The sequence below is a fragment of the Thermogutta sp. genome (assembly GCF_014359955.1).
Classification (GTDB): domain Bacteria; phylum Planctomycetota; class Planctomycetia; order Pirellulales; family Thermoguttaceae; genus Thermogutta.
The window spans coordinates 1-2,533 of the sequence record NZ_JACIYL010000658.1 but is presented as its reverse complement, the minus strand read 5'-3'; the positions used below and the strand labels follow the sequence as shown (position 1 = coordinate 2,533).

The following is a 2,533-nucleotide window of genomic DNA, read 5'->3' as shown; positions in this document are numbered from 1 at the left end:
CACAAGTTTGCATCCCGGCAGGGCAGCGGTCGTGATCTCACCTTCCGGAACGTTTTCCAGTTCCGCTTCCAGCCAGCCCAACAGTTCCCGCTGGGAATTGACCGCGAGAACCATTTCCAAGGTATTCACCTTGCCGGGTTGCTCCGCAGGGATTTTCATGAGGGGCCAGGACCCTGCCTTGTCTGTCTGGTAGGCCACCCACTGCTCGCCCGGCGGTTGCACCAGCGGGATTTCGGACGGCACCACGGAGCGCAGTCCCCAAATGGCGGCCAGACGGCTGTCCCATGCCAATTTTTTCGGGAGGAGAACTTTGACGCTTTGCACCCGCACCTGAGGGCTTGTGACTTGCGGCACAGCCAGCCAGCCGTTGGCCGGCGTGATTTCCCCTGCCATTCGGAGGCGAACCCGCCCCGTCTGCGGTTCCGCGAACGTGACGACTCCAGAAGCAGAGTTGGGATGGGGAGCGTTGGGGGCTGCCTCCGGATTAACCGACGGCGCTACACCAAACGTGGCGGTTGGAGAAACGGTGAGCGACCCCAACACGGCCGGGCTGAATGCAATGGGAAGTTCCTGAACTGTGCTCTCCCCAAAATCGAGGTCCCAGAGTACCTCGGCGAACCACCGGTTGTTTCCTTGCCAGACTCGCACAGTAGCGTCAGCGGGCCAGAAATGCTCCCGCAAGCGAACCCGCAGGTGAATATCGGCGGTCGAGGGGCTCTGGGATACGTATGCTCCCACCTGAGAGTCATCACCCGGCGGCAGAATCAAACCGGAAGCCACGGAGAGTGGTTCGAACTGCTCGGCACGGACGATTTCCGCCTTTACCCCCGAGGATTGGAAGACCACGACGGTGAGGCTTCTGGAATCGGCTTCCTGAAGAGCAAACCGCGGGCAGGACCATTCCACATCCGGGACAACGGGAATCGTTCCTCCCACCACCAGCCGGACCTCGCCAGCGGGCACCTCGCCAGTCAAAAGGAGCAGCTCACCCTGCTTGTCCTGCGAAGCAAAAATGGGGATTTCCACAGCTCCTTTGTAAAGGGCGATACTGTCCAGATGGAAATCCCGTGGCAACTTCACATGAAAAATCCCGGGGAGTGGTTGATCCTTAGGGAAAAACACCTGCCATGCGAGATGGGCTGACGCGTCGCCGATTGTGATCTGGAGGGCGTCGTTCGTTTGCAGCGGCGGGTGGTCCGAGATGATCCAGGCTCCCCAGAACTGTGAGGGCTCGGAGCAGGTGTAGGCGAGCGCGCCCTCGGCGACCTGAAATTGCCAGCGTCCCTGGACCTCACCCAAATCCACGGATTGCCATCGGGGGGAGTGCGATGCAACCACCTTCAAACCCGGTCCCACGTTCACCACCAGGTCCTGACGTCCCACTCCAATGTCGGTCAGGTGGACGGTGGGCAGGCGAATCCCACCCGGCGCTTCACCCATCGCCTGGGAGAACTCGGCCGTGACGATCTGATCCGAGGCCACCGGGCCCGAAAAGGTGATGTTGAACACCTGTTGATCCACACCAGAAAGAAGCGGCTGGATCTGCACCGGCGACCCCGCGGTAACCGATACCAAAGTGAGATCGGGATCACACACCAGTTGCAGTTGATTGCGTACCAAGCTGAATGAATGAAGTTTCCAGCGGACTGTCCAGTGGAATCCATCGGGCCGAAGATCCAGAACATAGAGCACGTCGCTTTCCGGCGAGGTATCGCCGAAGAGCGGTTGTCCGGTTGTCCAGCGGATGACAAGTTGATTGGCGGGTCCGAGTTCGGCGGTCCAGGCTCCGCTTTCCGGGTCGCGTTCCACACGTCCCAACGCAGAGGGCACCTCCACGCGGAGAACATCAGGAGAAGCCGCGAGTTCCAGCCGGGCATTCATGACCGGCGGGATTGCTCCGGTCACCTCTGTCACAGAGCCTTGAAGAGACGGCTGGATTGTGAAGGGGATGCGCAGTCGATGTCGCCCCGGGTCATTGATCGTCACGCGGAGGCGCCCCGAGTTCCACGTGGCCGATGTCGGACGGCCATCCACGAGAAGCTCATCCACGCTGGGCACCAGAATATCGCTGCCCAAGGGAAACTCCAGGGTCGCCGGTGCCTCGCTCAGCAGGCACTCGCACGTCAGATTAAAATCAGTGATTTCCCAGCGATCACCAGTATTCGCAGGAGAGAAGGTACCCCTGTACACCGCTCCGGTAAATTGCCAGCTAGGCGGCGTCTCGTTGAGGGGACTCACCCGCCGCTGGAGTTGTTTGTAAAACTCCTCCGGCACGTACACTTCCTGCCCGGCGGGACGCCCCTTCTCGTCCACCGGAATAAAAACGCGATAAACCGGCGGCGCCGGTACGGAAGCAGCGCCTGCTCCGCCGGCCGATCTCTCGGGAATCGCTCCAGGAGGCTGCTGAGCGAACGAGGGCGCATCTCTGCCACCAATCGCGAGACTCACCAGGGACGCCAGCAAGAGGATAACCGTGCCCGCTGTGCCCCACCTCGTCCCACTTCGTTTTTGAGGAGCGACCGCGTGCGCGGAA

1 protein-coding gene is annotated in these 2,533 nt (G+C 61.0%); it reads right to left on the bottom strand.

Annotation, left to right across the window (positions count from 1 at the left end; translation table 11 throughout):
- A partial coding sequence (locus tag H5U08_RS15535) for a hypothetical protein (RefSeq protein ID WP_297035072.1) occupies positions 1–2,448 on the bottom strand: 2,448 nt, incomplete at its 3' end.
- Between the last annotated feature and the right edge of the window lie 85 nt (positions 2,449–2,533).